This is a genomic window from Lutibaculum baratangense AMV1, assembly GCF_000496075.1.
Classification (GTDB): domain Bacteria; phylum Pseudomonadota; class Alphaproteobacteria; order Rhizobiales; family Tepidamorphaceae; genus Lutibaculum; species Lutibaculum baratangense.
In genome coordinates, this window is record NZ_AWXZ01000026.1 from 84,901 (window position 1) to 111,239 (window position 26,339).

Below are 26,339 nucleotides of genomic sequence, written 5' to 3' on the forward strand. Positions count from 1 at the left end.
GCGCCGTGCGGCCGACTTGTCCGGATCGCGGCGAAGGGACGGCAGCATGCCCGGTTACGTTCACCTGCGTGCGCACAGCGCCTACTCGCTTCTCGAGGGCGCGCTGCCGCTCAAGAAGCTGATCAAGCTCGCCGTCGCCGACGAGCAGCCGGCCCTCGGCATCGCGGACCGCAACAATCTCTTCGGCGCGCTCGAGTTCTCGGAGAAGGCGGTCGAGGCGGGCGTGCAGCCGATCATCGGCACGACGCTCTGCGTGGAGTTCGGCGAGCCGAACCAGGTCGCCCGGCCGGCGGCGCGCTCGACGAGTCCCTCGATCGTGCTGATCGCGACGAGCGAGGAGGGCTACACCAACCTGAGCCGGCTCGTGAGCCACGCCTGGCTCTCCGGCGACGGCACCTCCGACCCGTGCGTCAGCATCGAGAAGCTGAGGGAGCTCTCGGGCGACATCATCGCCCTCACGGGAGGGCCCGAGGGGCCGGTCGACCGCCACCTCGCGGCGCGCAACCCAGGAGCCGCCAGGGCGGCGATGGAGACGCTGGCGGAGCTGTTTCCGGGGCGCCTCTACGTCGAGTTGCAGCGCCACGGCACGGAGGCCGAGAGGCTGGCGGAGCCGGGGCTCGTCGAGCTCGCCTACGACATGGGGCTTCCGCTCGTCGCGACGAACCAGCCCTTCTTCGCCGCCAGGGAGGACTTCGAGGCGCACGACGCGCTGATCTGCATCTCGGAAGGACGCATGGTGCTCGACGACGAGCGCCGGAGGCTGACCGAGGAGCATTACTTCAAGTCGCGCGCCGAGATGATGGAGCTGTTCGCGGACCTGCCCGAGGCGCTCGCCTCGACGGTCGAGATCGCCCGGCGCTGCCACCACCGGCCGACGAAGCGCAAGCCGATCCTGCCCCGCTTCACGACCGGCGACAGCGGCCGGCCCGAGGACGCGGAAGCCGCGGAGGCGGCCGAGCTTCGGCGGCAGGCGCAGGAGGGGCTGGAGAGCCGCCTCGCCTTCCACGGCACGGCCGACGGCAGGAGCGAGGACGAGTACCGCGCGAGGCTCGCCTTCGAGCTCGACATCATCGAGGGGATGAAGTTCCCGGGCTACTTCCTGATCGTCGCCGACTTCATCAAATGGGCGAAGGCGAGGGAGATCCCGGTCGGGCCGGGCCGCGGCTCCGGCGCCGGCTCCATCGTCGCTTGGGCGCTGACGATCACCGACCTCGATCCCCTGCGGTTCAACCTCCTCTTCGAGCGCTTCCTCAATCCCGAGCGCGTGTCGATGCCGGACTTCGACATCGACTTCTGCCCGAACGGCCGCGAGGACGTGATTCGCTACGTGCAGGAGAAGTACGGGCACGAGAACGTCGCGCAGATCATCACGTTCGGTACGCTTCAGGCACGTGCCGTCGTGCGCGACGTGGCGCGCGTGCTCGGCGTCCCCTATGGCCGGGCGGACCAGCTCTCGAAGATGATCCCGGCCAATCCGGCGAACCCCGTGACCCTCGCCCAGGCGATCGAGGGCGAGCCGCGGCTGCAGCAGGCACGGGAGGACGACCCGCAGATCCGCCGGCTACTCGACATCGCCCTGAAGCTCGAGGGGCTCTTCCGTCACGCCTCGACGCACGCGGCCGGCGTCGTCATCGGCGACCGGCCGCTCGATCTCCTCGTGCCGCTCTACAAGGATCCCCGGTCGGGGATGCCGGCGACGCAGTTCAACATGAAGTTCGCGGAATCCGCGGGCCTCGTGAAGTTCGACTTCCTCGGCCTCAAGACGCTGACGGTCATCGACACGACGGTGAAGCTCCTCGCGCAGCGGGGCGTGGAGGTCGACATCGCGGCGCTGCCGCTCGACGACAGGGCGACCTACGAGATGCTCTCGCGGGCCGAGACGGTCGGCGTGTTCCAGCTGGAATCGGGCGGCATGAGGAATGCCATCCTCGGCATGAAGCCCGACCGCTTCGAGGACATCATCGCGCTCGTGGCGCTCTACCGTCCGGGCCCGATGGCGAACATTCCGATCTACAACGACGTCAAGCACGGGCGGCAGGATCCGGACTACATACACCCGCGCATCGAACCGATCCTGAAGGAGACGCACGGCATCGTCGTCTACCAGGAGCAGGTGATGCAGATCGCGCAGGAGCTCGCCGGGTACTCGCTCGGCGAAGCGGACCTCCTGCGCCGGGCGATGGGCAAGAAGATCCGCGCGGAGATGGACAAGCAGCAGGTCCGCTTCGTCGAGGGCTGCGTCGAGCGCGGCATCGAGCGGAAGATGGCCGAGTACATCTTCGAGCTGCTCGCGAAGTTCGCCGACTACGGCTTCAACAAGTCGCACGCCGCAGCCTACGCGCTCGTCGCCTATCACACGGCCTACTTGAAGGCGAACTATCCGACCGAGTTCCTCGCCGCGTCGATGACCCTCGACATGCACATGCCGGAGAAGGTGAACCTCTTCAGGCGCGAGGCGGAGAAGTACGGCATCACGGTCGAGCCGCCCTCGATCAACCGCTCCGAGGTCGAGTTCGCGGTGAAGGACGGCGTCATCTACTACTCGCTGGCCGCGCTGAGGAACGTGGGACGATCGGCGGTGGAGCATGTCGTCGAGCTCCGCCGCGAGGGACCGTTCCGCTCGCTGAGCGACTTCGCCTCGAGGGTCAGCCCCCGCCACCTCAACAAGCGGGCGATCGAGGGGCTCGCCACGGCGGGCGCTTTCGACTGCCTGAACGTCGAGCGCGCGCAGGCCTTCGCCGGCGCCGAGGCGGTGATGTCGTGCGCGGCGCGCAACGAGAACGGGCGCGTGCTCGGCCAGTCGGACTTCTTCGGCGGCGGCGCCGATCCCGAGCCGTTGCCGCTGCCGCGGGTCGAGCCGTGGCTGCCGGCCGAGCGCCTGACGCGCGAGTACAACGCCATCGGCTCCTTCCTCTCCGGCCATCCGATCGACGCCTACAGGCCCATCCTAGACCGCCTGCGGGTGCAGTCGATCGCCGAGTTCCAGGAGGCGGCGAACAAGGGCGCGACGGCCGGCAGGCTCGCCGGCATCGTCGTCTCGAAGCAGGAGAACCGGACGCGCAACGGCAGCCGGATGGGCCTCATCGGTCTCTCTGACCCGACAGGCCAGATCGAGGCGACCATCTTCTCCGAGGGGCTCTCGCAGATGCGCGACCTGCTCGAGCCCGGCACCTGCGTCGAGGCGCTCGTCCATGTCGACCAGAACGGCGACCTGCAGCGCATGCGCATCGAGAAGGTGCGGCTGCTCGACGAGATCGCGCATAACGCGACGGGCGGCATCCGCATCTTCCTTCGCGACCCCGCGCCCCTCGACAGCGTGGCGCGCCGGCTGGACAAAGGCGGGCGCGCGGAGGTGTCGATCGTCATGATGACGGGAGATCCGCGCTCCGAGATCGAGATCCGGCTGCCGGAGCGCTACAATGTCGTGCCGCAGATCACGGCGGCCATCAAGGCCGTTCCCGGCGTCGTGGCGGTGCAGGAGTTCTAGAAGCCGCTGGCGGTTCGCCCGAAGGCAGGTTAGGCCTGTGGCGGGCTGGACGTCATCGGGGAGATGGGTTGATGGCAGGAAGTCGCGTGGCCGTTCTGGGCATCGGCCTGATGGGGGCGCCGATGGCGCGCAGGCTGCTCGCCGCCGGGCACGAGGTGACGGTGTGGAACCGCACCCGCGCCAAGGCCGAGGCGCTGGCCGCGGAAGGCGCACGCGTCGCCGACACGCCGGCCGAGGCGGTGCGCGGCGCGGCAATCGTCGTCACCATGCTCGAGAACGGTCCCATCGTGGGCGAGGTGCTCTTCCAGCAGGGCGCGGCCGAAGCCCTGGACCGGGATGCGATCGTCGTCGACATGAGCTCGATCCAGCCATCGATGGCGCGGGATCACGCCAAGCGCCTCGGTGAGCTCGGCGCCCGACATCTCGACGCGCCGGTATCCGGAGGCACGGTCGGGGCGGAGCAGGGCACGCTCGCCATCATGGTCGGGGGCGACGCCGCCGACGTCGAGAAGGTGCGGCCGGTTCTGGAGGCCATGGGCCGGGTGACGCATGTCGGGCCGAGCGGCGCGGGCCAGCTCGTGAAGCTCGCCAACCAGACGATCGTCGCCGTCAACATCGGCGCGGTCGCCGAGGCGCTGTTGCTGGCGGCGGCCGGTGGCGCCGATCCCGCCGCGGCGCGGGCGGCGATGCGGGGCGGCTTCGCCGACAGCCGAATCCTCGAGGTGCACGGTCAGCGCATGCTCGACCGCGACTTCGCGCCGCGCGGCATGGTGCGCATGCACTTCAAGGACCTGAACACGATCGTCGCCGAAGCCGAGGCCATCGGGCTCGACCTGCCGCTGGCGGCCCAGATGCGCGACCGGTTCCAGAGGATGGTCGACGAGCTCGAGCTCGCCGAGGCGGATCACTCCGCGGTTCTTCTCGAGCTCGAGGACCGGAACAAGCCGCACAGGGGCGGCACCGGGCCCGACCGGTTCGCCTGAGCCGGGAGAGGCCTCAGCAGCTGACGCCGTAGGGCGGGGCGGGATGTCGCGATGGGCGGCCTGCAGCGCCTCGGACCACTTCGTCCGGAGGTTCTGGAAGTAGGGCTCGTCCTTGCCGATCCGGTAGTTCAGCTCGCTTTTCAGCTGGTCGCGGCAGTAGACGAAGACGTCGATCGGCATCCCCACGCTGAGGTTCGATCGCATCGTCGAGTCCATCGAGATCAGCGCGAGCTTCAGTGCGTCCTGCAGGCCGGTATCGACCGTGGCCGCGCGATCGAGAATCGGCTTGCCGTATTTGTGCTCGCCGATCTGCAGGTAGGGCGTGTCGGCGGTGGCCTCGATGAAGTTGCCGGCCGCGTAGATCATGAACAGCCGGGTGCGCCCTTCGCCGATCTGGCCGGCGAGCAGGATCGAGACGTCGAAACCGCCGCCCTGGTGCTCCAGCGCCTTGCCGTCGACCCGGTAGACCTCGCGCACGATGCCGCCGATGAAATGGGCGGTCTCGAACATCGAGGGTGTCGTCCAGACCGTGTCCTTCTTGCCGGTCGTGGGGTTCTTGATCCCCTCGGTGGCGTAGCTGAGGACCGCCTGTCCCGCGGCGAGGTTGCCGGCCGTGGCCATGGCCACGACGCGCTCCCCCTCCTTCTCGAAGACGTGGAGCTTGCGGAACGTCGCGATGTTGTCGAGCCCGGCATTCGTGCGCGTGTCGGCGACGATGACGATGCCGTCACGGACGAGAAGGCCAACGCAATAGGTCATCTGGCGGTGCGGAGGAAAGGTTGATTCTCGCCGATGGTATACGCCGCCGCCGGTTATCGGAACGTGTTTATTGCTGCTGCTGGCGTTGCTGGGCCGCCGGCTCGGCCAGGTGTGCCCGCACGGTGACGGCCATCGCCTCCTCGAGCCCGCCGACCTGCACCCCGCGCACCGGCGCGGCGCCCAGATAGTCGAGCGCGGCTGCGACGCGCACATAGGCTTCCGTGGTGCAGACGCCGTTGGCCGGATCGAAGCCGACCCATCCGAGATCCTCGACATAGGCCTCCGCCCAGGCATGCCCCGCCTCCTGGTCGACCGGCCCGTCGGGATGGACGAGGTAGCCCGACACGTAGCGCGCAGGGATACCGAGGCTGCGTGCGCAGCCGATGAAGACATGGGCGAAATCCTGACAGACACCGTGCCCGTGCCGGAAGGCGAGAGCTGCCGTCGTCGCGGCCTCCGTCCGGCCGACCTCGAAGGTCATGCGCTCGCGCAGGGAGTTCATCAGGGCGTGCATGCCGTCGAGCGTCGAGGCGGTGCCGGTGGTCGCCTCGCGCGCGAAGGCGAGCATCGCCTCGTCCGGCTCCGTCAGGTCGGTCTCGCGCAGGTAGAGCGGCAGCGGCAGGCGCTCCACCTGGCCGCGTATGATGCCGCCCGTGTCCTCCGTCTCCACCTCGAGATCGACCGCCACCTCCAGGTGCTCGAAATTGCCTGTCAGCGTGAAGGTGTGGATGACGTTGCCGAACGCGTCCTCGCGCTCGGTGAGCCGGCAGTCCTCGCTCACCTCGATGCGCTGGCGCCGCACGAACTGGCCGTCATGGCTGCGCGGGCTGAGACGCAGGCGCTGCATGACGTATTTCGCCGGGCTCGCGTAGCGATAGGTCGTCGCGTGCGACACTTGGATTCGCATGGTCGTTTCCGCCGTCTTTCGTTCCGCGGTGCCGAAAACCGGCGCCGTCCCGGCTGGAGGCGCCGGGCTCCGGGGGCTGTCCTAGATGAGGTACTGCTCGGTGATCGCTGCTCCGAGCCGGCCATTCTCGGCGAGGAACTCCGTGAGGAACTCGTGCAGCCCCGTCTGGTAGATTTCCTCGGTCCGGCCGTTCTTCAGCCGGGAGTAGATGCGCCTCGCCTGACGCTGGCTCTCGCCCTGGCGACCATAGGTGCGGCCTAGCTCGTCCAGATGATAGGTGATGTTGGAATAGCAGCTTGCAAGCGAGCGCGGCATCTCCTCGCGCAGGATCAGGAGCTCGGCGACCAGCCAGGGCTTGATCGAGCTGCGGTAGACCCACCGATAGGCCGTGTGGGCGGAGACGGCGCGCAGGATCGACGACCACTGGAGGTAGTCCAGGCCGCCGCCCACCGGCTCGTGGGCCGGCAGCAGGATGTGGTACTTCACGTCGAGGATCCGCGCGGTCGCGTCGGCGCGCTCGATGTAGACGCCGAGCCGCTGCATGCAGAAGCCGTCGTTGCGCAGCATCGTGCGGAAGGCCGAGCCGTCGACGTTCAGCGAGACGTCCTTCACCCACGACGCGAAGCGGTTGATGTCGGAGGGGGCGACGGCGTCGCGGCGGAAGCGCTGCATCTCCATCCAGGCGCCGTTGATCGCCTCCCACGTGTCGGAGGTCAGGGCGGTGCGGACGGCGCGGGCGTTCGCGCGGGCGTTGGACAGGCAGCGGAAGATCGATGAGGGATTGGCCTCCGAGAAGGCCAGGAACTCGACCACCCGCTCAGGCGTCGCCTCGTCGTACTGCTCGAAGAAGGCGTTGTAGGAGGCCGTGGCGGAGAGGGCCGAAAGCCACTCCGCCATGGGTTCCTCGTTCGAGATGTGCGGCATCAGCGACATGCGGGACGTCGCATGGAGCACGCGGGCGATGTTCTCCGCGCGCTCCACGTAGCGGGTCATCCAGAACAGGCTGTCGGCTGTGCGGCTCAGCATGGGCGGCCTCGAACGCTACTCATCCAGTCAGTCATCGACCACCCAGGTGTCCTTCGTGCCACCGCCCTGGCTCGAGTTGACGACGAGCGAGCCGTCCCGCAGGGCGACCCGCGTGAGCCCGCCGGGGACGAACCTCACGCCGTCCTTGCCGGTCAGGACGAAGGGCCTCAGGTCGACATGGCGCGGCGCGAGGCCCGTTTCGGTCCAGGTCGGGCAGGTCGACAGCGCGAGCGTCGGCTGCGCGATGAAGTTCTCGGGGTCGGCCTTAAGCTTCGCGGCGAAGGCATCGCGCGTCGCCTGGTCGGCGGCGGGGCCGACGAGCATGCCGTATCCCCCCGAGCCGTGGACTTCCTTCACGACGAGCTCGTCGAGATGGTCGAGCACGTAGGCGAGCGCGTCGGGCTCGCGACAGCGCCAGGTCGGCACGTTCTTCAGGATCGGGTCCTCGCCGAGATAGAAGGAGAGGATCTCCGGCATGTAGCTGTAGATCGCCTTGTCGTCGGATATGCCGGTGCCGACGGCGTTCGCGAGCGTCACGTTGCCGGCCTCGTAAGCCGACATGAGACCTGCCACGCCCAGCATCGAATCGGGCCGGAAGGTGAGGGGATCGATGTACTCGTCGTCCACCCGGCGGTAGATCACGTCGACCCGCTGCAGCCCCTCGGTGGTGCGCATGTAGCAGACCTCGTCGCGCACGAGGAGGTCGCGGCCCTCGACGAGCTCCACCCCGAGCCGGTCGGCGAGGAAGGTGTGCTCGTAATAGGCGCTGTTGAAGGGACCCGGCGTGAGGAGGGCGATCGTGGGATCTTTCGGGGCGGTCGCCGGAGCGATCGACTGCAGCGTCGACAGGAGCTCATCGGGATAGTTATCCACCGGCGCGACCTGGTGGCGCGCGAAGAGCTCCGGGAAGAGGAGCATCATCACTTCCCGGTTCTCGAGCATGTAGGAGACGCCCGACGGCGTCCGCGCATTGTCCTCGAGGACGTAGAAGTCGTCCTGCCCGACGCGCACGAGGTCGATGCCCGCAATGGGGATCCAGACGCCGGCCGGCACCTGCTTGCCCATCATCTCGGGCCGGAACGCGGGGTTCTGGAAGATCAGCTCCGGCGGCAGGATCCCGGCGGCCAGGATCTCCTGCTTGCCGTAAATGTCGGAGAGGAACGCGTTGATCGCCCTCACGCGCTGTTCGAGCCCCGCGGAGAGACGGTTCCACTCGCCGCGCGACAACACGCGGGGCACGAGGTCGAAGGGGATGATCCTCTCTTCCCCTTGGCCCTCGCCGTAGACGGCGAAGGTGATGCCGACGCGGCGGAAGAGCAGCTCGGCTTCCTCCCGCTTCTGCTCGATCACCTCGGAGGGCAGTGACGACAACCATTCGGCGACGCGCTTGTAAGGCTGCCGGCAGCCGTCCTCCGCGCTCTTCATCTCGTCGAATGCCGTCGGCTTCATGCCCCCTCCGTACCCGCTGAGTCTCCCGATCATGCACGAAAGGCGCGCGGAATCGCAAATCGCGCCGCAGGTCGGCCTCAGATGAGCCGCAACCCCTTCATGCTCGCGTGGCCGTCCCGCCCGATGATGAGATGGTCGTGCACGGTGATTCCGAGGGGCGCGGCGACGTCCACGATCTGCTTCGTCATCTCCACGTCCGCCCGCGAGGGCGTCGGGTCGCCGCTCGGGTGGTTGTGGATGAGAATGATCGCGGTCGAGGAAAGTTCGAGCGCCCGCTTCACCACTTCTCGGGGGTAGACCGGCGTGTGGTCGACCGTCCCCGATTGCTGCAGCTCGTCGGCGATCAGGGTGTTGCGCTTGTCGAGGAACAGGATCCGGAAGTGCTCGATCGTCTCGAAGGCCATCACCGTGCGGCAGTAGTCGAGCACGGCGGACCACGAGGAGAGCACCGGCCGCTTGTGGACGGCGCCGCGGGTGATGCGTTGCGCCGCCGACTGGACGAGCTTCAGCTCGTGGATGACGGCGCTGCCGACGCCATCGATCTCGCGCAGCCTTTCCGGCGGTGCGGCGACGACCTCGGCGAACGAGCCGAAGCGGGCGACGAGCCGCTTCGCGATCGGTTTCGTGTCGACGCGCGGCAGGGCCCGGAACAGGACGAGCTCGAGAAGCTCGTAATCCGGCATGCCCTCGCCGCCGGTTGCGCCGAAGCGCTCCTTCAGCCGCTGGCGATGCCCCGCGCGGTCGTCCACCGTCTGCTGCGGGCGATCGCCGAAGGCGGTCATCAGCCGGCCGGGTAGGGGGGCTTGGTGTGCCCGGCGGGGGAGAGGGTGAAGATCTCCACGCCGTCCTCCGTCACCCCGACCGTGTGCTCGAACTGCGCCGTCAGCGAGCGGTCCCGCGTCACCGCCGTCCAGCCGTCCGAGAGCACCTTCACGTGCGGCTTGCCGAGATTGATCATCGGCTCGACCGTGAACAGCATGCCGGGCCTGAGTTCGACACCATCGCCCGGGTTGCCGTAGTGCAGGATGTTCGGCGTGTCGTGGAACAGGCGCCCGAGGCCGTGGCCGCAGAAGTCGCGCACGACGCTCATCCGCTCGCCCTCGGCGTATTCCTGGATCGCTGCGCCGATATGTCCCGTCGTGAGCCCGGGCCGGATGATGCCGATGCCCCGCATCATCGCCTCGTAGGTCACGTCGATCAGCCGCTCGGCACGTCTCGAGATCTCTCCCGCCACGTACATGCGGCTCGAATCACCGTGCCAACCGTCGACGATCAGCGTCACGTCGATGTTGACGATGTCGCCCTCGCGCAGGGGCTTCTCGTTCGGAATGCCGTGGCAGACGACGTGGTTGATGGAGGTGCAGACGGCGTGGCGATAGCCGCGATAGAAGAGCGTGGCGATCTGCGCGTCGTTGTCGCGGGCGAACTGAAGGACGAGATCGTCGAGGAACTGGGTCGTCACGCCCGGCGCGACATGTCCGGCCAGCATGTCGAGGCAACGCGCGGTCAACTGCCCCGCCCGACGCATGCCGGCGAACGCTTCGGCGCCGTAGAGCTTGATCTCGCCCGTGTTGCGCTCCGCCACGGCGGCGGCGTCTACATATCCCATCTTCCGGTCCGATTGTCTGGAGAGGTCGGCGTTCAGCCGAATCTAGCCCAAGGGCCGGCCCCCGAAAAGACACGAGCGGAGGCCCGTCGTGGAACTGACGACTTGCGCCGCCGCCCCTGATATGGTTCCGCTTCGCCATGGTCGCAAACACGACGGACGATGCAGCGGGCGCGGTGACAGGTTCCGACGACGCCCCCTTCGGCCGATATGAACCCTCGCCTTTCCAGGCGCGCATCTTGAGGCTGACGCGGCGCATGCCGGGCACCTGGCTCGGCAGGCGCTCGGCCATGCTCCTGCGCCGAATCGCGCTGATGACGCTCCGCCGCCCGGTCGACGACGTCATCTACGGGCGCCGCATGCGGCTCTACCCCTTCAACAATGTGTGCGAGAAGCGCGTCCTCTTCACGCCGCAGTTCTTCGATCCGGTCGAGCGGGCGATCCTGAGCGCGTGCGCGACCGAGGATTTCGTCTTCATCGACATCGGCGCGAATGTCGGCCTCTACTCGCTGTTCGTCGCCGGCCTCGCCCCGCGAGGGCAGATCCTCGCCGTCGAGCCGCAGCCCGACATGTTCGAACGCTTGCTCTACAACATCGCGCAGAACGACGCGGGCACGATCAAGGCGTTGCGCTGCGCCCTCGCGGACCGCGAGGGGGAGCTCACGCTGTTCGTGGAAGACCAGAACCGCGGCGAGAGCAGCATCAAGTTCCTGGGGTCGGAGGAAGGCTCCGGCAACGCCATCAAGGTGCCCGCGCGCACGCTCCTGGGCGTGATCCGGGAGGAAGGCTTCGCGCGTATCGACGCGATCAAGATCGACGTCGAGGGTGCCGAGGACCTGGTGATGACCGAGTTTCTCGAGGAGGCTCCGGAAGAGCTCCTGCCGAGCCTCATCATCATCGAGAACGCGCAGGCCCGCTGGCAGGTGGATCTCATCGGCTTGATGGAGAAGCGTGGCTACCACGTCATCGCCACCACGAGGCTCAACCTCGTTCTCGAGAAGGGGATCGTCCACCGGCCCGACGAGCTTCTTCAGGCGGTGGCCCGCGGCGGTTCGGACGAATACGGAAAGGGAGCGCTCGGTCGCAGGCCATGAGCGGAAACACTGGCGAGGCGGTGACGGCCGCCGTTCTGGTCATCGGCGACGAGATCCTCTCGGGCCGCACCAAGGACCGCAACATCGGCTACATCGCCGAGTACCTGACTGGCCTCGGCATCGAGCTGCGCGAGGCGCGGATCGTGCCGGACGTGCTCGGCGAGATCGCCGCGGCGGTGAACGCGCTCAGGGAGCGCTACGACTACCTCTTCACGACGGGAGGCATCGGCCCGACGCATGACGACATCACCGCCGACGGCATGGGGCTCGCCTTCGGGCTGCCGGTCTCGCACCACCCGGACGCGGTCGAGATCCTGAAGTCCCATCTCGGGGACCGGCTGAACGAGGCGCGGCTCCGCATGGCCCGCATGCCGGAGGGCGCGGAGCTCGTTCGCAACCCCGTCAGCAACGCCCCGGGCTTCCGCATCGGCAACGTCTTCGTGATGGCCGGCATTCCCTCCGTCATGCAGGGCATGCTCGACGAGATCGCCCCCACGCTGAAGACGGGGCAGCCCTACCTCGTCGACGCGATCGAGGGGGACGGCGTGAAGGAGGGCGACATCGGCGGGCCGCTGGGCGAGATCCAGCGGGCGTTCCCCGGCGTGATGATCGGCAGCTATCCGCGCTCGCGGGACGGCAGCTTCACCACCACCATCGTTCTGCGCTCGCGCAGCGCGGAAGACCTCGCGGCCGCGAAGGCCCGCGTCACCCAGCTGCTCGGCGAGCTGCGGCCGACAGGGAGCAGATCATGACCGTCTCGCCGGACAAGGCGTTTCCCGTCTCCTGGGACCAGTTCCACCGTGACACCCGCGCGCTGACGTGGCGGCTCTCCGGCCACGGCACGTGGGACGCGATCGTCTGCGTCACGCGGGGCGGGCTCGTGCCGGCGGCGATCGTGGCCCGCGAGCTCGGCATCCGCGTGATCGAGACCGTCTGCGTCGCGTCCTATCACGAGTACTCCGAGCAGGGGGAGCTCAAGGTCCTGAAGCCCGTCGCCGAGAGCGTCTCGCGCCTCGGGGAGGGCGGCGGCGACCGGGTGCTGATCGTCGACGACCTCGTCGACACCGGCAAGACCGCACGCGTCGTGCGCGACATGCTGCCGAAGGCGCATTTCGCGACGGTCTACGCGAAGCCCATGGGCCGGCCGCTCGTCGACACCTTCGTCACCGAGGTGAGTCAGGACACCTGGATCTTCTTCCCGTGGGACACCGGTCTCGCGTTCCAGCCGCCCATCGCCCAGGCGACGCGGGGATAGGCGCCGCCGCCGAAGGGGGGGCGAGGCGGCATAACCGGCCGCCGTGCGGGGACGTTTCGGGGCGATTTCCCGTTGCCCCGGCAGGGCTGCGAGGTTAAGCGTCACGCCACAGCCGCGGACGTGGCGGAACAGGTAGACGCAAGGGACTTAAAATCCCTCGGGGACTCCCCGTGCGGGTTCGATTCCCGCCGTCCGCACCAACGAGGATCGGCTTCGGGACGCGCCACGTCCATGCCGCCCGCATCATGGAGAACGCCATGCTGAGAATGCTCGCCGCGGTCACCGCGCTCACCCTGTCGGCCGGTGCCGTCATGGCGCAGGACGTCACCGTCGCCGTCACCTCCATCGTCGAGCATCCCGCCCTCGACGCGGTGCGCGACGGGGTCCGCGACGGCCTGGCGGAGAGGGGCTTCACGGCCGGCGAGAACATGGCGTTCGAGTTCCAGACCGCGCAAGGCAATCCGGCGACCGCCGCGCAGATCGCGCGCCAGTATGTCGGCGAGAGCCCCGACGTGATCGTGCCGATCTCGACGCCCTCGGCGCAGGCCGTGGTCTCGGCCGCCGGCGGGTCGATCCCGGTCGTCTTCTCCGCCGTCACCGATCCCGTCGGGGCGCAGCTGGTGTCGGATCTCACCGGGCCTGGCGGCAACGTCACGGGGGTCTCCGACCTTTCCCCGATCTCCGACCACCTGGCGCTCGTCCGCGAGATCCTGCCGGAGGCGAGGCGGCTCGGCGTCATCTTCAATTCCGGCGAGGCGAATTCCGTCGCCCTCGTCGAGAAGCTGAAGGAGTTCGCCCCGGGCGCCGGCTTCGAGGTCGTCGAGGCGACCGCGACGCGCTCCTCCGAGGTGCAGCAGGCCGCGCTGTCGCTGACCGGCAAGGTGGATGCGATCTACGTGCCGACGGACAACACCGTGATCTCGGCGCTCGAGGCCGCGGTGCAGGTCGCCCAGCAGAACAGGATCCCGCTCTTCACCGCCGACACGGATTCCGTGCGGCGCGGCGCCATCGCCGCCGTCGGCTTCAACTATTACGACGTCGGCCGGCAGACGGCCGAGCTCGTCGCCCGCATCCTCGAGGGCGAGACGGCCGGCGATATCCCTGTCGTGCTGGCCGAGGGCACGAACCTCGTCGTCAACCCGGCGGCGGCCGAGGCGATGGGCGTGGAGCTGTCGCCGGGGCTCGTCGCCCGTGCGAACGAAGTGATCGAGTGAAGCTTCCCATCCTCAGGCACACCGGGCGGGGCGGGCGGTCGTGAGCGAGATCGCCTTCCTCGGCGCCGTGGAGCTCGGGCTCGTCTACGGGTTCGTCGCGCTCGGCGTCTATCTCTCCTTCCGCATCCTCGACTTTCCGGACCTGACCGTCGACGGCAGCTTCCCGCTCGGCGCCGCCGTGGCCGCGGTGATGATCCTCGCCGGCGTGAACCCCTGGCTCGCCTCGTTCGCGGCTCTCGCCGCGGGCGCCTGCGCGGGCCTCGTGACGGCGACGCTGAACCAGCGCTTCGGCATCCTGCATCTCCTCGCCTCGATCCTCACGATGATCGCGCTCTTCTCGATCAACCTGCGCGTCATGGGCCGGCCGAACGTCGCCCTGATCATGCAGGACACGGTGTTGACGCCCTTCCGCGGCCTCGGGCTGCCCGACCACTACGTCCGGCCGCTCTTCGTCGCGGTGCTGCTGGTGATCGCGGTCGTGTTGGTCGCGCGCTTCCTGAAGAGCGAGTTCGGCCTCGCCATGCGAGCCACCGGGGTGAACGCGAAGATGGCGCGGGCGCAGGGCGTGTCGACGTCGCTGCACGTCTATGCCGGCATCGCGCTGGCGAACGGGCTCGTCGGGTTCTCCGGTGCGCTCTTCGCGCAGACCAACGGCTTCGCGGACGTCACCTCCGGCATCGGCACGATCGTCGTCGGCCTCGCCGCCGTGATCGTCGGCGAGACGCTGCTCAAGACGCGCGGCATCCTGATCGCGCTCATCGGCTGCGTGGTGGGCTCGGTACTCTACCGGATCGCGATCCAGCTCGCCCTCTCGGCCGACGCGATCGGCCTGCAGGCGTCCGACCTCAACCTCGTGACGGCCGTCCTCGTCGCCATCGCGCTCGTCCTGCCGCGGCTTCGGGCGAGGAGGGCGGCATGATCAGCGTGTCCGGCCTCGAGGTCGTGTTCGGCGCCGGCACGCCGCTCGAAAAGCGCGCGCTGCGCGGCGTCGACCTCGTCGTGCCGGCCGGCCAGTTCGTCAGCGTCATCGGCTCGAACGGGGCCGGCAAGTCGACGCTTCTCGGATCGCTCGCGGGCGACGTCAAGCCGACCCGCGGCACGATCGAGATCGCCGGTCAGGACGCGGCGCGCCTCTCCGGCAACGGCCGCGCCCGCGCGGTCGCGCGCGTTTTCCAGGATCCTCTCGCGGGAAGCTGCGGGGCGCTGACGATCGAGGAGAACCTGGCGCTCGCCCATGCCCGCGGGAAGCGGCGCGGCCTCGGCCTCGCCGTCACCTCCTCGCGGCGCGAGCTTTTCCGTGAGCGCCTGAAGGAGCTCGGCCTCGGCCTCGAGAACCGCCTCGAAGACCAGATGGCGCTCCTGTCGGGCGGCCAGCGGCAGGCGGTGTCGCTGATCATGGCGACGCTGGCGCGCGCCGACCTCCTGCTTCTCGACGAGCACACGGCCGCCCTCGACCCCGCAATGGCGGAATTCGTGATGTCGCTCACGGAGCGGGTGATCGGCGAAACGGGCGTGACGACGCTCATGGTCACCCACTCGATGCGCCAGGCTCTCGACCACGGCGACCGCACGGTCATGCTGCACGAGGGGAAGGTCGTCCTCGACGTTTCCGGCGACGAGCGCCGGACGATGCAGGTCGAGGATCTCCTGCATATGTTCAAGCGCATGCGCGGCCAGGAGCTCGACGACGACGCGCTGCTGATCGGCTGACGAGCCGTCCCGCCTCAGAGGCCCGGCGCGCGCCAGCCGTAGAGCCAGTCCCACTGGGACAGAAGCTGCTCCTTCGGCAGCACCTTCAACGCCGCGTCTCGCGCGCGCGACATGATGGCGCCCATATGGAAGATCTCGCCGTTGCGCCGCGCGGTGCGCTGTGCCCGCGCGACCCGCTCGGCACGCGCCGCCTCGTAGCGGCGGAAGGCCGCCGCAGGCGTGTCTGGCGACTGCTGGAAACAGGCCGCCAGCACCCATGCGTCCTCGATCGCCATCGAGGCCCCCTGCGCCAGGAAGGGCAGCATCGGGTGGGCGGCGTCGCCCGTCAGGGTGATCGCCCCCTTGCCCCAGCGCCGCACGGGATCGCGGTCGGCGAGAGCCCATTTCGTCCAGCCGGGAGCCGAACGGAGGAGGTCGAGCGCCCGCTGGTCCCATCCGGCGAAGCGCCTGAGGAGCTCCTGTGGGTCGCCCGGGGCGCTGAAGCCCGGCTCGCGCCAACGGTCGGTCGTCACCGCCACGATGTTCGTCTCGCTGCCGCCGCGAACGGGGTAGTGGACGAGGTGCGCGTCGGTGCCGAGCCAGGTGCCGGTCTCGAGCGGATCGAGCCCGGCGGGCAGGGCGGCCGGCGGCACGGTCGTGCGCCATGCGACCTTGCCGGAGTAGCGGGGCGGCTCGGTGCCGAGCGTGATGCCGCGCACGGTCGACCACAGACCGTCGGCGCCGATCACGGCGTCGAACGGTCCGTGCCGCGTGCCGTCCGCCACGATCTCGTAAGGCTCGCCGCCGGTGACGTCGGTGACCGCCTCGGCCTGCTCCAGGGTGATCTCGGCGCGGCCGCGGACGGCGTCGACGAGCATCTCCTGCAGGTCTGCCCGGTGGACGACGAGATAGGGCGCGCCCCATCGCGATTCGGCGGTTGGCCCGAGCGGGATGTGGGCGAGCGGACGGCCGTTGTCGCCACGCCTGAGGCCGATGCCGGTCGGCCGCACGCTCGCGGCCGTCAGCCGGTCTCCGAGGCCGAGCGCGATCAAAACGCGCGACGCGTTGGGGGAGATCTGCAGGCCGGCGCCGACCTCCTCGAAGGTCGGTGCCCGCTCGAACAGCGTGGACCGGACGCCGATGCGGGCGAGCGCGAGGGCCGCCGAGAGGCCGGCCATGCCGGCGCCGACGATGCCGATGGAAGGTTGCTTGGTCACGACGGTCGCCGGCTTACGCGGCGCGGTCCTTGCCCCAGGCGCAGCTGGCGGGAACCGACTCGTCCTCCTTCAGCGACGGGTCGTAGCGGTAGAGTGTCGAGCAGTAGGGGCAGATTTTCTCGTTGTCGTCGCCCATGTCGAGAAAGACGTGGGGGTGGTCGAAGGGCGGCAGCGCGCCCATGCACTGGAACTCGCGCGCGCCGACGCGGACGACCTCGACACCGTCGCTGTTGTGGAAGTGCGGTATGACGTGATCCGCCATGCGATCAGCCTCTTGCTCTTTGGGTGGCCGGGACGATAGCCCTAAAGGCCCTCGCTTTCAAAGGTGGCGTTCGGCCGCGCCGGCCGCTTTGCGCCTCACCATCATCCGCAACGGGAAGACCATGCAGCATTTCGACTCGGACGGCGTCGACATCGCGTATGACGATGTCGGCGAAGGTGCCCCCATCCTGCTCATCCACGGCTTCGCGTCGAACAGCCGGGTGAACTGGGTCGATACCGGCTGGGTGAAGGACCTCGTCCGCGCCGGCCGCCGCGTCGTCACCGTCGACAATCGCGGGCACGGCGAGAGCGAGAAGCTCTACGACCCGGAGATGCACGGCTCCGACATCATGGCGGAGGATGCCGACAGGCTGCTTCGGCACCTCGAGATCGAGAAGGCCGACGTCGTGGGATACTCGATGGGCGCGCGCATCGCCGCCTTCCTGGCGATGAGGCACCCGGAGCGCGTCCAGTCGGTCGTCTTCAGCGGGCTCGGCATCAACATGATCCGCGGCGTCGGGGAGTCCGAGCCGATCGCCCGGGCCCTCGAGGCCGAGGACGCGAGCGGGATATCCGATCCGAATGCCTGGGCCTTCCGCAAGTTCGCCGACCAGACGAAGAGCGACCGCAAGGCGCTCGCCGCCTGCATCCGCTCCGCGCGCCAGCCGATCACGGAAGAGCAGGTTGCTACCATCCAGGTGCCGGTTCTGGTCGCGGTCGGAAGCGGCGACGATGTCGGCGGCTCGGCGGAGGAACTGTCCCGTCTCATCCCGAACGGCCAGGCCTTCGTGATCGAAGGGCGCAACCACATGCAGGCGGTCGGCGACCGGACGCACAAGGCGGCCGTCCTCGAGTTCCTGCGCGATCACGGACTGGGCGCCGCCGCGTGAGGACGGACGCGCCCACCTGTGCTAGGCTGCGGGGAACTCGCCGGTGCGGCACCGCCTCCGTCCCGGTGACGAACGATCGCCATCGCGTTTTGCGGTGGCCGGAAAGCCGCCCTATGTTCCCTTGAGGGCATCCTTGGAAAGGACATCGGCGATGTCGGTGATCACCAACCGTGTCGAGCGCGAGGCGCAGCTCGCAACTCTCGATCCCGTCTGGGCGAGGATCAGGGCCGAGGCGCAGGACGCCTCGCTCGTGGAACCGGCGCTGTCGGCCTTCCTGCTCGACAGCATCCTGAGCCACAACACGCTCGAGGCCGCGGTCGGCCATCGCGTGGCGTCCCGTCTCGACCACGAGGCCGTGGGCAGCCACATCATCGCCCACGCCTTCGCCGAGGCGATCGCGGACCAGCCCGACATCGCGGAGGCCGTGCGGGCCGACATCGCGGCGGTGCTCGACCGCGATCCAGCCTGCCACCGCGCGCTCGAGCCGGTGCTCTATTTCAAGGGCTTCCATGCCATCCAGTCGCACCGGCTCGCGCACTGGCTCTGGGCGAGCGGCAGGCGCGACTTCGCGCTCTATCTCCAGAGCAGGGCCTCGTCGGTGTTCGGCGTGGATATCCATCCCGCCGCTCGCATCGGACGGGGAATCATGTTCGACCACGCGACCGGCATCGTCGTCGGCGAGACGGCGACGATCGGCGACAACGTGTCGATGCTGCACGGCGTCACGCTCGGCGGCAACGGGAAGGAGGAGGGCGATCGCCATCCGAAGGTCCAGCGCGGCGTCCTGATCGGGGCCGGCGCGAAGATCCTGGGCAACCTGTCCATCGGCTGCTGCTCGCGTGTCGCGGCGGGGTCCGTCGTGCTGAGCGACGTCCCGGCCGACACCACGGTGGCCGGCGTGCCCGCGCGGGTCGTGGGCAAGGCCGGGTGCAGCGAGCCTGCACGCTCGATGAACCACCTGATCGAGGGCCAGTCGCCGGACCGGTGAAGGCCCGCCAACAAGAAAGTCGAAGAGGACAAGACTTGGAACCGCGAGAGATCGCTCGGCTCGAAGCCTATCTGCAGAAGAAATTCAATCTCCCCTCGCTGTCCGTGAAGGCGCGGCCGAAGAAGGACGACTCCGCCGAGGTGTTTATCGGCGACGAGTTCATCGGGCTCATCTTCAAGGACGATGAGGACGAGGACCTCGCCTACAACTTCCAGATGGCGATTCTCGATTACGACCTCGTCTGACGGGGATCGGACGAGAACACGAACAGCCCGGCCGGCGGCGAGCGCCACGGCCGGGCTTTTTCTTTGCCGCGTTAACCGCGGGGCGGGATCGGCGCTTGGCTGAGCCCGAAGAAGATGACAACCCCAGCAAGATCGTTAAAATTGCGTTACCGCCCCGCGGCGTGATGTCCCGGCTCGGGACGATTCGAGTGAGATGGCTGGCTGGGGAGCCGCATGCTGTTCGAACTGGGGCTGCTCATCTACATGGTCGCCATCGGGTTCACGCTCGCCGGGCTGGCGACCAGCCTCTACCGGCTCGTCGCCTCGGCCTCCCTGCGTTTCGACGAGGCTCCCGCCTCCCTGGCGCAGGGGGTGGGGCAGACGCTGGTGCTCGTCATCGGCGGGCCCGTCCTCATCGCGGGATGGGTGATGCGCTGGTGGCTCGTGGAGCGCCGGTCCGCGGGTGTGGCGGCTCTGGGCCTGACGCTGTCCGGCTTCTGGAGCTTCTGCTCGGGACTTCTGCTGCTCAACATCGTGGTCTCGATGTAGGGTGCCTCCCATCCATCACGTCACCTGAGAAGCCGCCGATGCCCCTCTACCGCCTGGGCGATGCGGAGCCGTCGCTCCCGCCTGCCGGACGTTTCTTCATCGCCCCGACCGCCGTTCTCATCGGGCGGGTCTCCCTTCAGGATCAGGCGAGCGTCTGGTTCGGTGCCGTGGTGAGAGGCGACAACGAGCCGATCGAGATCGGCGAGCGCAGCAACGTCCAGGACGGCTGCGTGTTGCACACCGACATGGGCTTCCCCCTCTCGATCGGCGCCGACTGCACGGTCGGGCACATGGCGATGCTGCATGGCTGCACGATCGGCGAGGGCGCGCTCGTGGGGATCGGTGCGACGATCCTCAACGGCGCGGTCGTCGGGCCCGGCAGCCTCGTCGGGGCGGGATCCCTCGTGCCGGAGGGCAAGGTGATCCCGCCGAACTGCCTCGTGATGGGCACCCCCGGCCGCGTGGTGCGCGAGCTTTCGGCGGAGCACGTGGCCCGCCTGAAGGCCACCGCGCTCCACTACGTCGACAGGCAGGCGGTCTACGCCGCCGGCTTCGGGCCCGTCACCGGGGCGTCGCCGCCACCAGCGGAGGCGTGAGGCGCCTGTCGTCCTGGAGCGACACCCAGCGCGTCGCGTCCCTGTGGGACTGCCGCTTCAGGTAGCGATAGGGCGTCTCGCTCCAGAAGCGGATCTCGGCGTCCTGGTTGTCGAGCACGAGGTCGCCCGCCGAGGTCACGACGGTCAGCACGGCGTGTCCGTCGCCATACTGGTCGCGCACGACGGTGATGAGAACGGAGTTCGCCGGCCAGCCGCGCTCGATCAGCCGCTTGCGCTTGAGCAGCACGTAGTCCTCGCAGTCGCCCTGGTTGGCGGGATAGGTCCAGTGCTCGGCGACGCCGTAGAGCTCCAGGTCCGTGATCGGGCTGACCTGCTCGTTGACTGCGTCATTCACCTCGACGAGATCCGCCCAGGCACGCGCCGTCAGTTCCACGGTGGCGATCCCCTTGCCGCTGAGCCGGCAGTCGTCGGCGAACATTCGGCAGAACTGCACGTGCCCGATCGGGGGAGACGTCACCTCATGCTCCACGAGCCTTCCGGTGCCCGAGGTCTGGGCGGCGACGGCCTGTGCCGAACCCGCTGCGAGGATCGTCGCGAGCGCGATGGCCTTGATCAGCTTCATTGGTACAGCCCCCTGTTTGTTGGCTGTACCTTCGCAGAAACGTTTTGATGGGCCGGGAATCCGAACGGATGGTTTGCGTCCGTCGGCGAAAGGTTCGGCTAACCGCTCCTTCTAACGAAGCGGCAAGCTCCTCTTAATCCTTAGGCAAGTTGTCCGAAGTTGCTTTCGAGTGCTTCGACGTCGCGAAGCGCTGCTGCGAACTGGATCGCGAAGCCTTCCTCGAAGTGACGAACGACCCGCCCCGACATCTGGCCGAGCTTCACGACGGTGCCCATCTTCGGCTTCACGTCGCAGGAAATGGCGGCGCCCGAAAGCGAAAGGTCGACGACTTTGCACCGATAGGTGCGGCCGTCGGGCATGACGATCTCCGAGAAGGGGTTCCTCGGTGTCATGCGGTCGTGGCGCCGGTCTTCCGGCAGGCCGAGCTCCTGCTTGTTGGCGAGCCAGGTCAGTTGCGCGGCGAGCTTGTCGCGCTTCCTCGCGGTCGCCTGGATCGAGATCGCGAAGCCGCCCTCGAACAGGCGGGTGATCTGGCCTTCGATCCGCCCGATGTTGTCTATGTAGGCCACCACGCGCTCGCCGAGATCGCCGATCGCGGGGGCGACGAAGCGCGCGCCGCCCGGCGACATGTCAATGATCTGGCAGGGGTACTCGTGGCGGCTCGGCAGCATGTAGCGCCCCAGGAGGTCGACGCGGACCCGCTGGAAGCGGCGCTTCTCCTGGCTTTGGGTCAGGACGCCCGCGCTGTGAGCCTGTTGCACGAAGTGCCCCCTGGATATGGCGGCCGGCCGTCCCGTGGCCAAACCTCTTGCCGCGATGTTAACGGGGGGTGGTTAATGATCGGTATCGCCCGCTTCCCGCCCGCCGAGGTAGAGCGCGAGGTGCCGCAGGCGTCTGATGGGTCCGGCGTCGAGCATGTCGAGGACGCTGCGGGAGGATGATTCGGGTGCCGGAGCGCCGGGATCGCCGGGGGCGCGGGAGGTCTCCGCGTGCAGCGCCGTCAGTTCGATCAGCGGCTGTGCGCCGAGCCAGTAGGGCCGGTCGCAGGTGACGAGCGAGCCCACCGCCCGCGCGGGGGCGTCGGGATCCCGCGCGAGCGGCAGGATCAGGATCTCGACCGGCACCGTGCGATGCCGCGCCGTCCGGCCGTCGGCATGAAGCAGCGACGTCTCGGCACGGGACAGGGCCGATGCCGCCGTGTCCTGGGCGAGCGGGCGGCTTTCCTCCTCGAACAGGGTGAGCCAGTCGAGCCCCCGCAACTCGCGCTGGAAGATCTCGAAGATGCCGCTGCCAGCGAGCCGGTAGACGACGCGCGCATCGCCGCGTTCTTCGAGGAGGAACGTGTTGGAGAGGATGGGGCCGAGCGAAGCCGGCTGCAGGTCGCGGCGGTGCGGGGCGCGGTGGTGGCCACGCAAGCGGTTCCAGTGCGAGTGCAGCGCCCGCGAGGTCGGATGCCTGGGACGCGGCTCTGGCGGAAGATGAATCGCTTCCTGGTGTTCCAACTCGTCCGTTCCCCGATGAAGCCAGTTGTGCCGACGTGACACATCGGCGCGCCACGATGCGGTTGCATGGATGAGGCTCGCAGGTTACGTGCCATTAACCCTGCCTCGTCCCTGATGGCCCTGTCCGTGCATTCCCATCGCGAGCCCGCCTTCAACCTGCCTGGCCTGATGGTCGGGTGCCTGGCCGTTCTGGCCGGCATCCACGCGATACGCTGGCTTCTTCCATATCGCTGGGATGTGCACCTCGTCTTCCTATTCGGCTTTACGCCCGCGCGCTACACCGAGCCCTTTCTTCTCGGCGGAGGTGCGGTTCCCGGTGGATTCGGTGCACAGCTGTGGACATTCGTCACTTATGGCTTCCTCCACGGCGGCTGGCTGCATCTGATGGTGAACCTCGCCTGGCTCGTCGCCTTCGGAACGCCCGTGCTGCGACGCCTGGGCAACAGGCGGTTCCTGCTTCTGGCTCTTGCCGCCACCGTGGCCGGCGCGCTCGCGCACCTGGCGACCAACTGGGGCAGCGTCGTTCCGATGATCGGCGCTTCAGCCGGCATTTCCGGCCTCATGGCGGGCGCGATCCGCTTCGTCTTCCAGAGTGGCGGCCTGCAGGATTCGCTCGGCCCCTACGGGGGAGGGAATCGGCGCCAGCCGGTCGCACCGCTGATCGAGGCGCTGCGCAACCGCACGGTCCTCGTCTTCGTCGGCTTCTGGTTTGCGATCAACATCGTCTTCGGCGTGGCGGCGATCGGCGTCTCGGGAGGGGATTCGATCGCGTGGCAGGCCCATTTCGGGGGCTTTTTCGCGGGGCTGTTCCTCTTCCCGCTCATCGACAGGACGGTTCCCCCGCCTGAACCGGCACCGGAGTGGCCTCACGACGAAAGGCCGTGACTGGCCGCGCGAAACTTGTCAGCCGCTGCCGAAGCCCGCATCATCGACCTCTTGCGAGGGACAACGCTGCTCGAAGCGGCGGATCATGCGGAGGACACGCGATGACCGTAGCAGTCATTCTCCAGCAGAAGGGAAGCGCCGTCATAACGACGGGACCCGGCACGATCCTGAGCGCGGTGGCGGAGCTTCTGGCGACGCATCGGATCGGCGCCGTGCTCGTGGTCGGCCAGAACGGCCGCCTCGAGGGTATCATCTCGGAGCGCGACATCGTTCGCGCCATCGGGCAGCAGGGCGCCGAGGCGTTGAAGAGGCCGGTTGCCGACTTCATGACCGCGCAGGTCGTGACCTGCGGCCGCGACGACAGCATCGCCTACCTGATGCAGAAGATGACGCAGGGCAAGTTCCGGCACGTTCCGGTCCTGGAGGACGGCAAGGTGGTCGGCATCGTCTCGATCGGTGACGTGGTGAAGGAGCGCATCGCGGCGGCGGAGGCCGAGACCGAGGCCATGCGCACCTATATCACCACAGCATGACGCGGCGCCCGAGAGTGCGGCTCACCCCGGATCGAGCCGGCTGAGCGCTTCGGAGGATTCGGCGATCTCGCCGAGGCACTTCTCGGCGGCTTCCATGCCCGCCGCGATCGCCTCGCGGGCGCGGTGGAACTCGAAGAGGCCGATCCGCCTCATGCGCGGGCCGACCATCACGTCGGGCGGGTCGCCGGCCAGCCGGGCGCGCGCGATCCTGTCCTGCGTTATGTTGAACGCGTCCCCGACGACGGTGGATATTCCGGGGGCGCCGTCGCTGTTCCCGAACATCTGCCGCCGCATGAGCCGCGAGTTCACGGTGGGCCCGCTGTCGAGCCCGCCGCTTTCCTCTTCCGCCGGTGCGTCGCCGGCATCGACCCACGGCACGATGGTGCCCCTGCCGAAGACGTCCGAGTGGAGGTTCACCGCGATGACGAGCCGGGCACCCATCGCGCGGCAGACCGAGACGGGGATGGGGTTCACGAGCGCCCCGTCGATCAGCCAGCGGCCGTTCAGCCGCATCGGTCGGAAGACGCCCGGCAGCGAATAGGAGGCACGCATCGCCTCCGTGAGGCGACCCTGCGACAGCCACATCTCGTGCCCGCTCTTCAGCTCGCAGGCGACGGCGCAGAAGCGGCGGTCAAGCGATTCCACCCGCACGTCGCCCAGTGCCTCGTCGAGCAGGTCGCCGAGCCGGGAGCCGCTGAGGAGGCCCGATCCCCTCAGGGTGAAGTCCATGAGCCCGAAGATGCGGCGCCGCGTCAGCGACAGCGCGAATTCCTCGAGATCGTCGAGCTTCTTCGCGGCGTAGAAACCTCCGACCACGGAGCCGATCGACGTGCCCGCGATGACGGAGGGTGCGTAGCCGGCCGCCTCGAGCGTCCGCAGCACTCCGATATGCGCCCAGCCCCGTGCGGCACCTCCGCCGAGCGCGATGCCGATCGTGGCCTTCTGCGGCGGCGGAGCATCCCGGACGGTAGAACCCGGCGTGGACTTCGTGGTCGGCTGGGAGCTGTTGGACATGCGCCGCGCGAGCGTCTGGAACACCCTCTTCTCCTCAGGGTTCTATGGGAGACTACTCTACCCGTTTCCGCTGAAGGAAAAATGAAGCCTGGCGGTCGCACCCGGTCTCCGCCGATCCGCGGCACGGGGACGCGGTCCCGCCGGGACTTGAAAACGGCCGCGTAAGGGGGGAAACAGGGCGGGAGAGGCCGAGCGAGCTTCGGAGCAGGAGTGACATGGAAAAATTCAAGACGGTGACCGGCGTCGCCGCCCCGCTGCCCATGGTCAATGTCGACACGGACATGATCATCCCGAAGCAGTACCTGAAGACGATCAAGCGCACGGGGCTCGGCAAGGGCCTGTTCGCGGAGCTGCGCTACAAGGACGAGGCCGGCACGCCGGATCCCGATTTCGTGCTGAACCAGCCGGCATACGAGAATGCCACGATCCTGATCGGTGGCGACAATTTCGGTTGCGGGTCGAGCCGCGAGCACGCGCCCTGGGCGCTGCAGGATTACGGCTTCCGCGTCGTCATCGCCCCGTCCTTCGCCGACATCTTCTATTCCAACAGCTTCAAGAACGGCATCCTGCTGATCACCCTGCCGCAGGAGACCGTCGATCAGCTGATGGCGGATGCGAGCCGCGGCGCGAACGCGACCTTCACAGTGGACCTCGAGACCCAGACGATCCACCGGCCGGACGGTGAGACCGTCCACTTCGATATCGAGCCGTTCAAGAAGCACTGCCTGCTCAACGGTCTCGACGACATCGGGCTGACGCTCGAGAAGGCGGACGAGATCACTGGCTTCGAGAAGAAGACGTCGGGCGAGCGCCCCTGGCTCTGACGGGGGCCGCGCCGACCGCCCGAGACGAGGGGCCTGGCGGCCCCTCGGAGCAGCGAGAGCCGGCGGTTCTCCGCCGGCCCGTCCGGTATCACGCGGCGATGCGGCCCGCTTCGCCCAGCACGTGATCGAGCGCCAGGATGCTGACGATCTCGTCGTCGATCGTCATGACCCCCAGCACCGCGTCGTGCACTGCGCCGGCTCCGACCTCCGGCACGTCCTGAACGGAGTTCTGGCCCACCGTCAGGATGTCGCACACGGCATCGACGAGCAGGCCGACCTGCTGGCCGCCGCCCTGGACGACGACGACGACGGACGACCTCTGCGGGTTGGTGTTGCCGAAGCCGAGCTTCGCGCCGAGGTCGATCACCGGCAGGACGGCGCCCCGCAGGTTGATCATGCCCAGCACGTAGGACGGGGCCTGGGGCAGGGGCGTGGAGGTGGTCCAGCCGCGGATCTCGCGGACCGACATGATGTCGATGGCGAACTTCTGGGCGCCCAGGGACACGGCGATCAGCTCGGCCCCGGCCTGCGGCAGTTGCGTGGTGAGGGCCATCAGAATTCTTCCCAGCTCTCTTCGATCGGGGCGGCCTTCAGGGCCGCGTTGCCGGCTGTCTTGTAGCTTTGCCGCGCCGCTTGCGGCCTGGCCTTCCTCGCCGGCGCGGGCGCCGACGGCGCGTCGGCGCCGCCTCCGAGGGTGAAGCGCGCGACGAGGCGCTCGAGCTCCTTCGCCTCGCCCGACAGGTTGTGCGAGGCGGCAGTCGTCTGCTCGACCATCGCCGCGTTCTGCTGCGTCACCTGATCCAT

Annotated in this window: 29 protein-coding genes, 1 tRNA gene and 1 pseudogene; 18 read left to right on the forward strand and 13 right to left on the reverse strand. The window is 68.5% G+C overall.

The genetic code is table 11. The features are described 5' to 3' along the window. Positions 1 to 46: 46 nt before the first annotated feature. From dnaE to N177_RS22310, 3 genes are all read left to right on the forward strand, one after another. Complete coding sequence (dnaE, locus tag N177_RS09770) at positions 47 to 3,487, forward strand: DNA polymerase III subunit alpha (RefSeq protein ID WP_023432148.1); 3,441 nt, start codon at positions 47 to 49, stop codon at positions 3,485 to 3,487. 71 nt (positions 3,488 to 3,558) lie between these two features. Then, positions 3,559 to 4,470: an NAD(P)-dependent oxidoreductase gene (locus N177_RS21040; RefSeq protein ID WP_081718469.1), complete on the forward strand. Its 912-nt coding sequence runs from the start codon at positions 3,559 to 3,561 to the stop codon at positions 4,468 to 4,470. 51 nt (positions 4,471 to 4,521) lie between these two features. Further along, the gene (locus tag N177_RS22310; protein ID WP_341872331.1) at positions 4,522 to 5,253 is read left to right on the forward strand and encodes a hypothetical protein; all 732 of its coding nucleotides are present in this window, start codon (positions 4,522 to 4,524) and stop codon (positions 5,251 to 5,253) included. A gap of 43 nt (positions 5,254 to 5,296) precedes the next feature. On the opposite strand, the gene N177_RS09780 is transcribed toward N177_RS22310, so the two are convergent. From N177_RS09780 to map, 5 genes are all read right to left on the reverse strand, one after another. Beyond that, entirely contained in the window at positions 5,297 to 6,136 is an 840-nt protein-coding gene (locus N177_RS09780) for a transglutaminase family protein (protein ID WP_023432150.1), read from the reverse strand. A gap of 81 nt (positions 6,137 to 6,217) precedes the next feature. Continuing rightward, on the reverse strand, positions 6,218 to 7,162 hold the full coding sequence (locus tag N177_RS09785) for an alpha-E domain-containing protein (protein WP_023432151.1): 945 nt from the start codon (positions 7,160 to 7,162) through the stop codon (positions 6,218 to 6,220). 27 nt (positions 7,163 to 7,189) lie between these two features. Continuing rightward, positions 7,190 to 8,611, reverse strand: coding sequence for a circularly permuted type 2 ATP-grasp protein (locus N177_RS09790; protein ID WP_023432152.1), 1,422 nt, complete (start codon positions 8,609 to 8,611; stop codon positions 7,190 to 7,192). 77 nt (positions 8,612 to 8,688) lie between these two features. Then, positions 8,689 to 9,393, reverse strand: a complete 705-nt coding sequence (gene radC / locus N177_RS09795) for a RadC family protein (RefSeq protein ID WP_023432153.1) — start codon at positions 9,391 to 9,393, stop codon at positions 8,689 to 8,691. Beyond that, positions 9,393 to 10,220 carry a type I methionyl aminopeptidase gene (gene map / locus N177_RS09800; protein ID WP_023432154.1) on the reverse strand — a complete coding sequence of 276 codons (828 nt, stop codon included), beginning with the start codon at positions 10,218 to 10,220 and terminating at the stop codon, positions 9,393 to 9,395. The genes radC and map overlap by 1 nt, the downstream gene beginning before the upstream one ends. Positions 10,221 to 10,456: 236 nt before the next feature. Between map and N177_RS09805 the strand changes: the two genes are divergently transcribed. The 7 genes from N177_RS09805 to N177_RS09835 all read left to right on the forward strand — a co-directional run bounded on the left by N177_RS09805 (position 10,457) and on the right by N177_RS09835 (position 15,490). Beyond that, the gene (locus N177_RS09805; RefSeq protein WP_341872332.1) at positions 10,457 to 11,311 is read left to right on the forward strand and encodes an FkbM family methyltransferase; all 855 of its coding nucleotides are present in this window, start codon (positions 10,457 to 10,459) and stop codon (positions 11,309 to 11,311) included. Next, positions 11,308 to 12,063: a competence/damage-inducible protein A gene (locus tag N177_RS09810; protein ID WP_023432156.1), complete on the forward strand. Its 756-nt coding sequence runs from the start codon at positions 11,308 to 11,310 to the stop codon at positions 12,061 to 12,063. The genes N177_RS09805 and N177_RS09810 overlap by 4 nt, the downstream gene beginning before the upstream one ends. Continuing rightward, positions 12,060 to 12,566, forward strand: coding sequence for a xanthine phosphoribosyltransferase (gene gpt / locus N177_RS09815; RefSeq protein ID WP_023432157.1), 507 nt, complete (start codon positions 12,060 to 12,062; stop codon positions 12,564 to 12,566). The genes N177_RS09810 and gpt overlap by 4 nt, the downstream gene beginning before the upstream one ends. Before the next feature lie 114 nt (positions 12,567 to 12,680). Continuing rightward, positions 12,681 to 12,766, forward strand: a tRNA-Leu gene (locus N177_RS09820). Positions 12,767 to 12,823: 57 nt separating this feature from the next. After that, the gene (locus N177_RS09825) at positions 12,824 to 13,780 is read left to right on the forward strand and encodes an ABC transporter substrate-binding protein (protein WP_040485544.1); all 957 of its coding nucleotides are present in this window, start codon (positions 12,824 to 12,826) and stop codon (positions 13,778 to 13,780) included. 40 nt (positions 13,781 to 13,820) lie between these two features. Then, on the forward strand, positions 13,821 to 14,699 hold the full coding sequence (locus N177_RS09830) for an ABC transporter permease (RefSeq protein WP_023432158.1): 879 nt from the start codon (positions 13,821 to 13,823) through the stop codon (positions 14,697 to 14,699). Then, a complete protein-coding gene (locus N177_RS09835) occupies positions 14,696 to 15,490 on the forward strand; it encodes an ABC transporter ATP-binding protein (protein WP_023432159.1) in 795 nt (264 codons plus the stop codon). Before N177_RS09830 ends, N177_RS09835 begins: the two co-directional genes overlap by 4 nt. A 14-nt stretch (positions 15,491 to 15,504) precedes the next feature. Here N177_RS09835 and N177_RS09840 read toward each other — a convergent pair whose 3' ends face one another. Further along, a complete protein-coding gene (locus N177_RS09840; protein ID WP_023432160.1) occupies positions 15,505 to 16,686 on the reverse strand; it encodes an FAD-dependent monooxygenase in 1,182 nt (393 codons plus the stop codon). 13 nt (positions 16,687 to 16,699) lie between these two features. Continuing rightward, positions 16,700 to 16,948: a zinc-finger domain-containing protein gene (locus tag N177_RS09845; RefSeq protein ID WP_023432161.1), complete on the reverse strand. Its 249-nt coding sequence runs from the start codon at positions 16,946 to 16,948 to the stop codon at positions 16,700 to 16,702. A gap of 121 nt (positions 16,949 to 17,069) precedes the next feature. Between N177_RS09845 and N177_RS09850 the strand changes: the two genes are divergently transcribed. The 5 genes from N177_RS09850 to N177_RS09870 all read left to right on the forward strand — a co-directional run bounded on the left by N177_RS09850 (position 17,070) and on the right by N177_RS09870 (position 20,194). Continuing rightward, a complete protein-coding gene (locus tag N177_RS09850) occupies positions 17,070 to 17,837 on the forward strand; it encodes an alpha/beta fold hydrolase (RefSeq protein ID WP_023432162.1) in 768 nt (255 codons plus the stop codon). 151 nt (positions 17,838 to 17,988) lie between these two features. Then, positions 17,989 to 18,825, forward strand: a complete 837-nt coding sequence (gene cysE / locus N177_RS09855) for a serine O-acetyltransferase (RefSeq protein WP_023432163.1) — start codon at positions 17,989 to 17,991, stop codon at positions 18,823 to 18,825. A gap of 35 nt (positions 18,826 to 18,860) precedes the next feature. Further along, the gene (locus N177_RS09860; protein ID WP_023432164.1) at positions 18,861 to 19,070 is read left to right on the forward strand and encodes a DUF3126 family protein; all 210 of its coding nucleotides are present in this window, start codon (positions 18,861 to 18,863) and stop codon (positions 19,068 to 19,070) included. 213 nt (positions 19,071 to 19,283) lie between these two features. Further along, positions 19,284 to 19,598 carry a DUF6949 family protein gene (locus N177_RS09865; protein WP_023432165.1) on the forward strand — a complete coding sequence of 105 codons (315 nt, stop codon included), beginning with the start codon at positions 19,284 to 19,286 and terminating at the stop codon, positions 19,596 to 19,598. A gap of 38 nt (positions 19,599 to 19,636) precedes the next feature. After that, complete coding sequence (locus tag N177_RS09870) at positions 19,637 to 20,194, forward strand: gamma carbonic anhydrase family protein (RefSeq protein ID WP_023432166.1); 558 nt, start codon at positions 19,637 to 19,639, stop codon at positions 20,192 to 20,194. Here N177_RS09870 and N177_RS09875 read toward each other — a convergent pair. From N177_RS09875 to N177_RS09885, 3 genes are all read right to left on the reverse strand, one after another. Beyond that, entirely contained in the window at positions 20,160 to 20,777 is a 618-nt protein-coding gene (locus N177_RS09875; protein WP_023432167.1) for a transglutaminase-like cysteine peptidase, read from the reverse strand. The two genes, N177_RS09870 and N177_RS09875, sit on opposite strands and share 35 nt — an antisense overlap. A 140-nt stretch (positions 20,778 to 20,917) precedes the next feature. Continuing rightward, a complete protein-coding gene (locus N177_RS09880) occupies positions 20,918 to 21,538 on the reverse strand; it encodes a PilZ domain-containing protein (protein WP_023432168.1) in 621 nt (206 codons plus the stop codon). 72 nt (positions 21,539 to 21,610) lie between these two features. Then, positions 21,611 to 22,321, reverse strand: a complete 711-nt coding sequence (locus N177_RS09885; RefSeq protein WP_280113381.1) for a PAS domain-containing protein — start codon at positions 22,319 to 22,321, stop codon at positions 21,611 to 21,613. 84 nt (positions 22,322 to 22,405) lie between these two features. Between N177_RS09885 and N177_RS09890 the strand changes: the two genes are divergently transcribed. Both N177_RS09890 and N177_RS09895 read left to right on the forward strand, forming a co-directional pair. Then, on the forward strand, positions 22,406 to 23,164 hold the full coding sequence (locus N177_RS09890) for a rhomboid family intramembrane serine protease (RefSeq protein WP_244444264.1): 759 nt from the start codon (positions 22,406 to 22,408) through the stop codon (positions 23,162 to 23,164). 101 nt (positions 23,165 to 23,265) lie between these two features. Then, on the forward strand, positions 23,266 to 23,697 hold the full coding sequence (locus N177_RS09895) for a CBS domain-containing protein (RefSeq protein WP_023432171.1): 432 nt from the start codon (positions 23,266 to 23,268) through the stop codon (positions 23,695 to 23,697). 21 nt (positions 23,698 to 23,718) lie between these two features. On the opposite strand, the gene N177_RS09900 is transcribed toward N177_RS09895, so the two are convergent. Continuing rightward, positions 23,719 to 24,735 carry a patatin-like phospholipase family protein gene (locus tag N177_RS09900; protein WP_023432172.1) on the reverse strand — a complete coding sequence of 339 codons (1,017 nt, stop codon included), beginning with the start codon at positions 24,733 to 24,735 and terminating at the stop codon, positions 23,719 to 23,721. A gap of 191 nt (positions 24,736 to 24,926) precedes the next feature. Between N177_RS09900 and leuD the strand changes: the two genes are divergently transcribed. Further along, complete coding sequence (gene leuD / locus N177_RS09905) at positions 24,927 to 25,535, forward strand: 3-isopropylmalate dehydratase small subunit (protein WP_023432173.1); 609 nt, start codon at positions 24,927 to 24,929, stop codon at positions 25,533 to 25,535. A gap of 88 nt (positions 25,536 to 25,623) precedes the next feature. Here the strand turns inward: leuD and N177_RS09910 are convergent, their stop codons facing one another. Together N177_RS09910 and N177_RS09915 are read right to left on the reverse strand one after the other, a co-directional pair. Next, the gene (locus N177_RS09910) at positions 25,624 to 26,088 is read right to left on the reverse strand and encodes a chemotaxis protein CheW (protein ID WP_023432174.1); all 465 of its coding nucleotides are present in this window, start codon (positions 26,086 to 26,088) and stop codon (positions 25,624 to 25,626) included. After that, positions 26,088 to 26,339 (reverse strand): annotated as a pseudogene (locus N177_RS09915) (hypothetical protein); the annotation flags it as partial. The gene N177_RS09910 and the pseudogene N177_RS09915, both read right to left, overlap by 1 nt.

Coding starts and splice junctions, on each gene's coding strand:
- N177_RS09895 (WP_023432171.1), top strand. CDS start 23,266: ATGACCGTAGCAGTCATTCTCCAGCAGAAGGGAAGCGCCGTCATAACG.
- N177_RS09790 (WP_023432152.1), bottom strand. CDS start 8,611: ATGAAGCCGACGGCATTCGACGAGATGAAGAGCGCGGAGGACGGCTGC.
- N177_RS22310 (WP_341872331.1), top strand. CDS start 4,522: ATGGGCGGCCTGCAGCGCCTCGGACCACTTCGTCCGGAGGTTCTGGAA.
- N177_RS09780 (WP_023432150.1), bottom strand. CDS start 6,136: ATGCGAATCCAAGTGTCGCACGCGACGACCTATCGCTACGCGAGCCCG.
- N177_RS09910 (WP_023432174.1), bottom strand. CDS start 26,088: ATGGCCCTCACCACGCAACTGCCGCAGGCCGGGGCCGAGCTGATCGCC.
- N177_RS09875 (WP_023432167.1), bottom strand. CDS start 20,777: ATGAAGCTGATCAAGGCCATCGCGCTCGCGACGATCCTCGCAGCGGGT.
- N177_RS09865 (WP_023432165.1), top strand. CDS start 19,284: ATGCTGTTCGAACTGGGGCTGCTCATCTACATGGTCGCCATCGGGTTC.
- N177_RS09845 (WP_023432161.1), bottom strand. CDS start 16,948: ATGGCGGATCACGTCATACCGCACTTCCACAACAGCGACGGTGTCGAG.
- N177_RS09810 (WP_023432156.1), top strand. CDS start 11,308: ATGAGCGGAAACACTGGCGAGGCGGTGACGGCCGCCGTTCTGGTCATC.
- cysE (WP_023432163.1), top strand. CDS start 17,989: ATGTCGGTGATCACCAACCGTGTCGAGCGCGAGGCGCAGCTCGCAACT.
- N177_RS09785 (WP_023432151.1), bottom strand. CDS start 7,162: ATGCTGAGCCGCACAGCCGACAGCCTGTTCTGGATGACCCGCTACGTG.
- gpt (WP_023432157.1), top strand. CDS start 12,060: ATGACCGTCTCGCCGGACAAGGCGTTTCCCGTCTCCTGGGACCAGTTC.
- N177_RS09870 (WP_023432166.1), top strand. CDS start 19,637: ATGCCCCTCTACCGCCTGGGCGATGCGGAGCCGTCGCTCCCGCCTGCC.
- radC (WP_023432153.1), bottom strand. CDS start 9,393: ATGACCGCCTTCGGCGATCGCCCGCAGCAGACGGTGGACGACCGCGCG.
- leuD (WP_023432173.1), top strand. CDS start 24,927: ATGGAAAAATTCAAGACGGTGACCGGCGTCGCCGCCCCGCTGCCCATG.
- dnaE (WP_023432148.1), top strand. CDS start 47: ATGCCCGGTTACGTTCACCTGCGTGCGCACAGCGCCTACTCGCTTCTC.
- N177_RS09835 (WP_023432159.1), top strand. CDS start 14,696: ATGATCAGCGTGTCCGGCCTCGAGGTCGTGTTCGGCGCCGGCACGCCG.
- N177_RS09825 (WP_040485544.1), top strand. CDS start 12,824: ATGCTGAGAATGCTCGCCGCGGTCACCGCGCTCACCCTGTCGGCCGGT.
- map (WP_023432154.1), bottom strand. CDS start 10,220: ATGGGATATGTAGACGCCGCCGCCGTGGCGGAGCGCAACACGGGCGAG.
- N177_RS21040 (WP_081718469.1), top strand. CDS start 3,559: ATGGCAGGAAGTCGCGTGGCCGTTCTGGGCATCGGCCTGATGGGGGCG.
- N177_RS09850 (WP_023432162.1), top strand. CDS start 17,070: ATGCAGCATTTCGACTCGGACGGCGTCGACATCGCGTATGACGATGTC.